At 44.3% G+C, this 8,550-nt stretch carries 7 protein-coding genes; 4 read left to right on the top strand and 3 right to left on the bottom strand.

The features are described from left to right. The 4 genes from ENN47_12245 to ENN47_12260 form a co-directional block, all read left to right on the top strand. The coding region (locus tag ENN47_12245; protein ID HDP78919.1) for a DUF362 domain-containing protein at positions 1-208 on the top strand (208 nt) is incomplete at its 5' end. Between the two features lie 24 nt (positions 209-232). Continuing rightward, positions 233-1,531: a hypothetical protein gene (locus ENN47_12250; GenBank protein HDP78920.1), complete on the top strand. Its 1,299-nt coding sequence runs from the start codon at positions 233-235 to the stop codon at positions 1,529-1,531. A 16-nt stretch (positions 1,532-1,547) separates the two neighbouring features. Beyond that, positions 1,548-2,834 carry a hypothetical protein gene (locus ENN47_12255; protein ID HDP78921.1) on the top strand — a complete coding sequence of 429 codons (1,287 nt, stop codon included), beginning with the start codon at positions 1,548-1,550 and terminating at the stop codon, positions 2,832-2,834. A gap of 196 nt (positions 2,835-3,030) precedes the next feature. Next, positions 3,031-4,398 carry a hypothetical protein gene (locus tag ENN47_12260; protein ID HDP78922.1) on the top strand — a complete coding sequence of 456 codons (1,368 nt, stop codon included), beginning with the start codon at positions 3,031-3,033 and terminating at the stop codon, positions 4,396-4,398. On the opposite strand, the gene surE is transcribed toward ENN47_12260, so the two are convergent. The 3 genes from surE to ENN47_12275 all read right to left on the bottom strand — a co-directional run bounded on the left by surE (position 4,395) and on the right by ENN47_12275 (position 8,432). Then, entirely contained in the window at positions 4,395-5,222 is an 828-nt protein-coding gene (gene surE / locus ENN47_12265) for a 5'/3'-nucleotidase SurE (GenBank protein HDP78923.1), read from the bottom strand. The genes ENN47_12260 and surE overlap by 4 nt on opposite strands. Positions 5,223-5,289: 67 nt before the next feature. Continuing rightward, the gene (locus ENN47_12270) at positions 5,290-7,323 is read right to left on the bottom strand and encodes an ABC transporter permease subunit (protein ID HDP78924.1); all 2,034 of its coding nucleotides are present in this window, start codon (positions 7,321-7,323) and stop codon (positions 5,290-5,292) included. Between the two features lie 5 nt (positions 7,324-7,328). After that, positions 7,329-8,432 (bottom strand): extracellular solute-binding protein, encoded by a 1,104-nt coding sequence (locus ENN47_12275; GenBank protein HDP78925.1) that lies wholly within the window; start codon positions 8,430-8,432, stop codon positions 7,329-7,331. Positions 8,433-8,550: the final 118 nt, after the last annotated feature.

The raw sequence follows: 8,550 nt of genomic DNA on the forward strand, positions 1-8,550 counted from the left end.
CAACTTTGCGAGCAGAGTCGGAGATCTACTCTGGTTCAGTCCGTTGAAGGTCTTTCAGAAACTCTTCTTCCACACGCCGCTTGTGAAAATCTTTGTGGCCGCTTCGGACACTTATCATGACAAATACTGGTGGAAGAAGCACGGCGTTCGGATTTTCGAGGAGTGGAAGAAAGAGAACCCCTGGGGCCGTTTGTGGGACAACTACTAGCCGACTATACCATGGGAGGTATCCATGAAATCGGAATCACAGTCTTTTTCTGGGTCAAGTAGATTGAGAATGTCATTCATTGTACTTTTTGTTGCGCTCGTTCTCGGATACGTCTTCACTTCCGTTACTGTATGGACTACCGATAGCAGATTTCTGACCATCTCAAGATATTCGAGAGTTAGTATACACAGAGATCTTGTGTTGGGAAAGGGCACTGCACCCGAGCAATATCGAATAGGCGGTTTTATGCTTATTGAACACTTTTTCAAGTATTTTCCTCTAAAATGGTTTGACAACTACAACGAGAACCTCTCAAATCTCTTGACCGATGAAGCTGCTTGGACTCCAGAAATAATGAAGAGTGCCAATTACATGTATACTGAGGCCAACAAGCAAGAACTGATAGCTTCTATCAATAACACTATAGACAGCATATTGGAAGACTTGTTCAAGGACAGTGTCTTGGCGCAGAATCTGCTCAAAAATCTAATTGGTGAGATCAGATGGCAGGATTATGTATCTGATGTAAAGCGCACTGCGTTGTTGATAGGTAATTTGCTTCCTTCAGACATCAGATCTTACCTAGATCCAGACAGCGATGAAACAAGAATTATGAACGGCTATTTCAATTCCAGGTTCTTCTTCAGTTCACTTCTCTACATTCTCATATATTTCTATGCTCGGTGTTTCCTAAGTCGGCCCTTATCTGTTTTTTCGATGTTTACGTTTGCAGCGATTCTTCCCTTCGTAACTCAGGAGTTCCTTCAAGCTGAAGCCCTGTACTCGGTCTGTATTTTTACTGCATCATTACTAGCCATGCTCAAACGCAGAACGGGAATTATCCTTACTCTGCTAATTATTTTGGGATGTACAGCTAGACCAGATCATGCTCTCTTCATTTTAGGTATATTCTGTCTTTATTACGGGCTTGATGCATTGAGAGTAAGAAAGATCTCGACACTTGTACATGGAATAGTACTTCTCAGCATCCCGGTCATAGCTACATTGTTTCTGAAAAACATTGTATATCCTTATGCAGAGTACTATGTTGATGTTTTTCAGTTTGGGTTTAACTTCGCATTCATCTGGTCTTGGATCTTTCCTTCGATCTTCTTATGTATCCCGCTTGTATTTTCATTCAAGTTGAGACAGATTGAATGGTATAGGAAGACATGGATATGGGTTATACCCTTTACGATTCTTAACTTTGCCGTGGGGAAGACTTTTGATGTAAGGCTCTTTTTACCGGTCTTAGTCTATTTTATCCCACTAACAATCGTTGGGATTGTTGATGCAACAAGAAATTGCGATGAAGCAATATGAGAGGAGCTTGTTATGTATGAGAGGTAATAAAGTGCTTTCATCAAGAAAGAAGTGGCTACTCGTGGTATTCTTGTTGATCGTGATTCTCTCTTATGTTTTTGCATCGATGACTGTATGGACTACAGATAGCAGACTTCTGACATATTCAAGGTACTCGCGTGTGGCCTGTCACAGAGATGTAATTGCAGGAAACAGCGTTGCACCTGATCAATTTCGTTTTGGAATCTACTATTTGGTTGAGTATTTCTTCAAGAACATACCTCTGAAGTGGTATGACATCAACAATCAGTATTTGTCAAGATTGCTCTTGGAAGAAGAAGCTTGGGATGAAGAGTTCCGCAGGAGCTTCGATCTGTTCTTCTCTGTGGAAGAGCGGATGTCGATCTTGAATGTTATTAATGAGAACGTTGACAATCTACTGTCTTCTGTGTTTGGAGAGAATCAACTAATCAAGAACATCTTGAAAGCAAACATTCAGTTTTTCAAAATCGAAGAGTATGCAATGGATCCGGCCAGGTTGATTCTTACAGTTGGGAGCCACATCCCTGAAGAACTCAAGAATTACTTGATAGACGACACTGAAGAAAGCAGGATCTACTACGGGCATGTGACGGCTAGATTCTTCTTTTCCATTGTCTTCTTCATCCTGTTATACTTCTTCACTGAGAACTTTGCAGGTCCTTATTCATCCCTTATGGCTGTTCTTCTGTTTGCTGGTCTCTTGCCGTTTGCGACTCAGGATTTTCTTCAGGCGGAGACAATGTTCTCGTTGTCGCTTTTTACAGGCTCGTTGATTGCCATCTATAGAAAGAGCGCCTTCGCAACAATGATTTCGTTGGTTCTGCTAGCATGTACTGCTAGAACAGATCACGCTTTATTCATCGCAGTCATTTACTCCTTGTATCAAATGTCGGACAAGTCGAATTTGAAGAGGCTTGATAATTGGCTAAAGATAGCAGTCCTAGTATTGGTTCCACTGGGCTTCACGGTAGTGCTGTCTAGAGTACTGTTTCCTGAAGCTCAATACTATCTGAATTTCTTTCAATATGATTTTAACCTTAACAACATCTGGTCCCTAGTTTATCCAGTCATACTGCTTTCGATTCCGGCTGTTTTTACTCCTCTTGCTTGGAAGATTCCGTTCTACAAATCAACTTGGCTGTGGGTAGTACCTTTCATCTTTATGAACTTCATGATCGGTCGGACGTCGGAAGCAAGGCTTCTCTTACCCGTCTTAGTATATTGTTTGCCTTTTGTTGTGAAGGGGATCGAAGATCTGGCTGGCAAACTGAGTCTGAACTAGTCTAAACTAGATAGAGGAAGAGAAACATGAGAAGGCTAAGATGTTAATGCCGCATTTTGGAAGATCCCGTCGTGCTCTTCAGAAGTATCCGCATCGTTTAGATCCCGTAATCTTAATTTGCTTTAATTTAGAAGAACTATCGGGTTACGAGCAGCTTATTTTCCAGCAACCTATGTGGTGACTGAAGGTGGAGGTTATGAGGAATAGATTAATGCTTCTTTACCTGCTCTTGTTTCCGATTATTGGCGTTTCTTGGTCGGAATTTCGATTTACTTTTTCGCCCGTTCTTTCCATGAATAACATGCCTCTTATGATTGATGATAACAAGGCTACAATGAGAGAATTCGAAAGATACTTGTCTATGCCCCCGTTTGCAGAGTTTTCAACAGAGATGAGTTTCCCAAAGTGCGAATTGATACTACGTTTTGATATTAGACAGGTTCCATCAACTTTTCTGAAAACAGGAGGGAAAAGCAACCTCCCTTATACTGAAGGCTATGTTCTTCCGACTATTGATCTCAATTTCCCGAGAGTTGGTTACTTGGAGATGAACGAAGATATACTTTCTTTCTCTTTGGGAAGAAGGAAAATCGCTTATGGAAGTTCTTTCTATAGCTTCATTTTATCGGAAAGCTTTCCTTATTTTGATCATTTGTGGATCAATCTGACAACAGGAAGTATCTTCGGAGATTTATCGTACGGTTTCTACGCGATTACTTCTGATAGGAGCATCTATAATGCCCCGAGGACGCTCATAGGACACACAATTCAGATCCTCAACGAAAACGTTCTCATATCTGTGGTGGAGCAAAACCTTGTACACGGTGCATATCCTGATTTGGAGGATCTTGCTCCCTTCATTCTGCACCACAACACCTATCAGAAAGGCTCAAACATAATGGGTGCAATTAGAATGGAGATGAACATAGGCAATGTCCTTGGTTACGGTGAGTTCACACTTGACGACTTAGTGACTGGAGTCGAAAGTCAATCTCATGAATCAAACCCAAATGCATTTGGTTGGTTGGTAGGAGGGGTGATTACTCTACTTGAAGGAAACGAATTCTTGGGGCCCCGCATTATGGAAGCAGATTATTCAGTAAGGAAAAGCTCGCTTTTACGAGGTGGGGGTTTAAAGCTTAGATTTGAGTACTATCATTCAACGACTTATATGTACAATAGAAAGGAAAAAGAAGGCGGATTTGTGAATCCGCTATGGATTGAGGAACTGGGAGCAATCAATGGATTCTTTGGCTTTCCGTATGGACCGGATGCAGCATTGGGCTTGGTGAGTGCTGAATACGAGAACTCGACTATGAGACTAGATGTTACGATGGAGTATCTCAGAAAAGGCACTATAGATATAGACTCGGAATACGATTTCCCCTACGACGAAAATTGGTATGGACTTGTGACGCCTATCTCACACGAATTTATGATATCTGCTCAAGCTAGGTTTCTTATGAATCAAAAGCTAGTCCTGTTAGCAAGAGCAAGAATACATCTCTATGAGTCTGTCAGATTTGATCTCAGCATGGGCTTTTCAACTTCTATAGACTTCTAGGTTTTGCTTTCAGCAATTCCTGCAATATAATCGCTGGCATTTCTATTGTTGAACCAGTGACTTGAAAAGCGCCTTAAATCTTCTTCGAGAGAGAATCCGAAATCTGAGTCACAGGAGCCAAAGAAATCGATGGGGCTTACCGAGATGAACCCTTTGTCGACATTTACAAAGTCTAGGTCTTCATCGTGAGAATCGTGGAGGATCTCCTTCCGCATCCAGAACTCCTCCTCACCCCATTCATTTACTTTTTTCTCAAACCAGCGTCTCTTTATGAGACCACCAGGTCTTGTGCAACTGATTCCCCGGATCTTGTCTCTAGGTATCGCAGGCACGTTAACGTTAAGAACGGTATGCTTCGGAAGCTTCTTCCAGTCATACTCTCTTACGAAACTTTCAGAGAAGTCCACAGCTGCCAGAAAATCTGGATTCTCCTCGCTAACCACGGAGATTGCCATGGCAGGTATCCCATGTACCCTGGCTTCCAGTGCTGCAGATAATGTTCCCGAGTACCTGATGTCAACCCCAAGATTCTGGCCATGGTTTATGCCGCTTAGCACAAGATCAAACCTGTCAATGCCGCTGATCGTTGCAGCAGCAACCACACAGTCTGCTGGAGTTCCGCTCGTGCAGAAGGAGGAGACGTTCTCTATTGTTTCCCTCTCTCTTATCCGTACCGGCGTCAACCATGTAATTGAGTGACTTACGCCGCTCCGGTTACTTTCGGGAGCAACTATTGTCACTTCGTGAGACCTTGAGAGTCTCTTCGCGAGTGACCTTATTCCAGTCGCCTGGATTCCATCATCGTTAGTCAAAAGTATTTTCAAAAGAATTCACCACCATCTATATTGTATCGTAAATGAAGGATTCTTTCCTGAAAGCCGCGAGTGAAGCTCAGTCATATTCTATTCCCTGATCACGTAGATTCGAGCTGTAAATAAGCTTCAGTGAGCTTCTGAAGAAAAGAAGGAGCGGAATAACTCCTATTACCGAGGCCGCTCCGAATAAATTCCAGGAGGTGTAGAAGCTCCTTACTTCACCCGCGTAACTGTAGATCTTGAGAGAGAAAGGCATGAGTTCCTGACTGTTTAGAAGGATTAGCGGCATGGAGAAGGAATTGAATGCTGAGACTAGAGTGTACATGAGTAGTCCGCCGATTATGGGCATTGAAAGAGGAATAAGAACTCTCAATAAGTAGCCGGTTTCCGATAATCCCTCGAGGAGAGAGACTTCCCGGAGCTCTCTCGGGACAGAAGAAAAAAAGCCGCCAAGCAGCAAAATAGTTAGCGGCATTGCCTGAATACATACAACCATCCCAACTCCGAACAAGCTGTTCACGAGGGCCAACTTGTCGAATACAAAGTACATAGGGAGTAACGTATGCATTCCGTTGTAGAGGCTTCCGAAGACAATCACTGAAGCGACAATCCTCACAAATATGTTTCTCTTCAAAGAGAAGAGATAGGAAAAGGGAACTCCAGCCAGAAGAACGATCACAAAGGCCCAAAAAGCGATCTTCAGAGTATTGAATATGTTGCCCGGGAGTCCGTCGGAGATCACTTTGCCGTAGTTTGCCAGTGTCAGTTCGGAGATTGAAGGCACAATGTCCGAATCGGAAGCGAAGGAGAGAAAGAGTATGTAGATCACAATCACTGCGGTGGGAACCAGACAGACAATAAGAAGCGCTCTCTTAAGCCATCCGGGAATGGAAAAATCGAAGTGAGGAAATCTGTATCTTATAGACAGAAAGATCATAGGCACGCTTAGAAGGGTGGCCGGGATGACGCCACTGATACCATTTTGAGCAACGCTCAGAATGAATATGACGACTTCGTATATCAACAGTACTCCCACTAGCCGCCTGAACGGCTTCCTGAAGCGGGGTATTATTAGCGGGAGTATCGAATATCCGGCAACAACGGGAAAAACGAACCAGTTCCAGCCTGCGAAAAGCCCCAGAAGAATGTGTGCCGCGCTGCTGAGATAGAGAACCCGCCTGTGTCTCTTCGGCACTTCTCCTCGAGAAAAGAGCGCGCCCAAGATCCATATGAGTGCGAATACTCCTACGAATACCGCGTAAGCGGAGAGAAGTCCGTAATCCTTTGCCGTATTGAATTTCCTGAAGAGAACGATTCCGAGAAATGAAGTTGAACCGGTCAAGGTATGCGGAGTGAATCCCTCAGGCAGCAACGGACCGTTTCCGGTCATAAGAAAGACAGATGTGAACTCCTTCATCGATCTGGCAAGTTGAAACAAGAAGTACGGAATCAATAGATGTCTTATCTCTCCAAACAGAATAGAGGCGGTTGTGAGATCTCCCGCACCGTCTATTTTCATTACATCATCCAGTTCCTTTGAAACTCTCCCTAGCATCCCGAGAATTATCATGGTCGAGAGAGGTATCGAAAGCCAGACGCTTACAAGTAGGGAAGAAAGAAATGCGTGAAGGGGGTTGAGAGTCACGTCAATACTTGTGCCAAGAAGGGTATTCAACAAAGAGTACCCTCCGTATCCCTGAACAAAGACCCTCCATCCGGACACCGTTATGAATGATGGTATAAACCAGCCTATACCCAAGAGCAGAAGAGCAGACTTGCTGTACCTGGTAGCTTTTCTCAACCTGAGCGCGATTAAGAAGGAGATTGAGACCTCAATTGCCGATTTCAGTGTCGACCAGAGGGCCGTCAGTTTCAGCGAGAGTTTGAAACCGGAATCTCTTAGCACAATTTCGTAGTTTTTCAGACCGGAAAAGACAGGTTCCGTCTGAAAGATGCCAAATTCCGTCAATGAGACATACACAGCCCAAAGCGTGGGAGCGATAGTCGCGATTGCGAGAATGAAGGTAATAGACAAACCCATAGACCACTTCCTTCTCACTATAAGAGGAAGCAGTCCAAGGGTAAAGAAGATCGGTATCACGACCGACATACTAACTACCGGACAGAGTCAATGTAGGATTGTGCACCAGTTAAGGCCTGATCGACGGTCATAGCTCCACTGAATATTGCCTGTAAAGCGGGTTCCAGAGCCTCAAACAACAGTGTCTGATATCCTGGAATATTTGGCATGAATTCTCCTTTATTAATGATTTCTCCAAGCTCTGGAAGCCAGCCTGACCCAAAAAGCGGGTACTTGTCGCATTGTATGAAGAACTCTTCGCTCTGCTCCCCAAGGTAGGCTATGAAGCTCATGCACTGTTCATAAGTATCGCTGTTGAAGAGAGCAAAACCTTTTGAATCGACAACTACTCTTACCTCTATCCCCTGTAGATTGGGAAAGGGGAGCATCGTGAATCTAGGGCCCTTCTCTCTGAACTTCTCCGCCATATAACTGCCTTGAAGCATCACGCCAATCTTTCCCTGTCTGAAAAGCCCATTCATGGCCGCCCTTTCAAGTCTGGAGATCACACCTGAATCGAAATAGCTCTTCACGATCGATACAGTCTCCTTGCTCTCGGGACTTCCGATCTTGAGTGCAGCCCTCTCCTCTCCGCTCAGAAGTGCCGAGACATAGGGAAACATTATGTAGGGTGACGTGAAATCGAATGCGATAGGATAGTCGACTATCCCTGTGAGCTTCTCCTTTATTATCTCGAACTGTACGAAGTCGAAGTCGTCTTCGAGATTCAAGCCTGCTTCTTCAAAGGCATCCAGATTGATGAAGGCGACTTGACTGTCTGCATAGTAGGGAACAGCGCTGACTTCACCGTTCCAGGTGAAGGCACTCAGATATCTCTCGGGGTAGTCTCTCAGCGCAGATTCTGGGATAGGCAGATTCCTTTTCGAGGCAGCCACATCGCCTACATAAGTATCCTTTATCATCACAGCATCAGGCAAGTCGCCTGTCTTCAAGCTCACATTGAGTTTCTCCTCGATCTTCGGGAAGTAGACAATCTCCACCGGTATACCCGTCTTCTCTGAAAATCTACTGGCCGCTGCCCTGTAGAAATCCTCTCCTTCCCAGCTCACCCAGAAGGTGATTCCAAATGTAAACGAGCAGAGCAGTATCACGAACAAGAATGTTGCCGTTTTTTTCATTTCACACCTCCATATTCAGTATCTCGAAAAGAACCCGTTCACTCTTAAAAGGAGCGTGTCTCAGGCGGATGCCGGTAGCATCGAAAATCGCGTTGGCTATTGCTGGAATCGGCGTGTC

This window comes from Mesotoga infera (assembly GCA_011045915.1).
Lineage (GTDB): Bacteria > Thermotogota > Thermotogae > Petrotogales > Kosmotogaceae > Mesotoga > Mesotoga infera_D.

Coding starts and splice junctions, on each gene's coding strand:
- ENN47_12255 (HDP78921.1), top strand. CDS start 1,548: ATGAGAGGTAATAAAGTGCTTTCATCAAGAAAGAAGTGGCTACTCGTG.
- ENN47_12260 (HDP78922.1), top strand. CDS start 3,031: ATGAGGAATAGATTAATGCTTCTTTACCTGCTCTTGTTTCCGATTATT.
- ENN47_12275 (HDP78925.1), bottom strand. CDS start 8,432: ATGAAAAAAACGGCAACATTCTTGTTCGTGATACTGCTCTGCTCGTTT.
- ENN47_12250 (HDP78920.1), top strand. CDS start 233: ATGAAATCGGAATCACAGTCTTTTTCTGGGTCAAGTAGATTGAGAATG.
- ENN47_12270 (HDP78924.1), bottom strand. CDS start 7,323: ATGTCGGTCGTGATACCGATCTTCTTTACCCTTGGACTGCTTCCTCTT.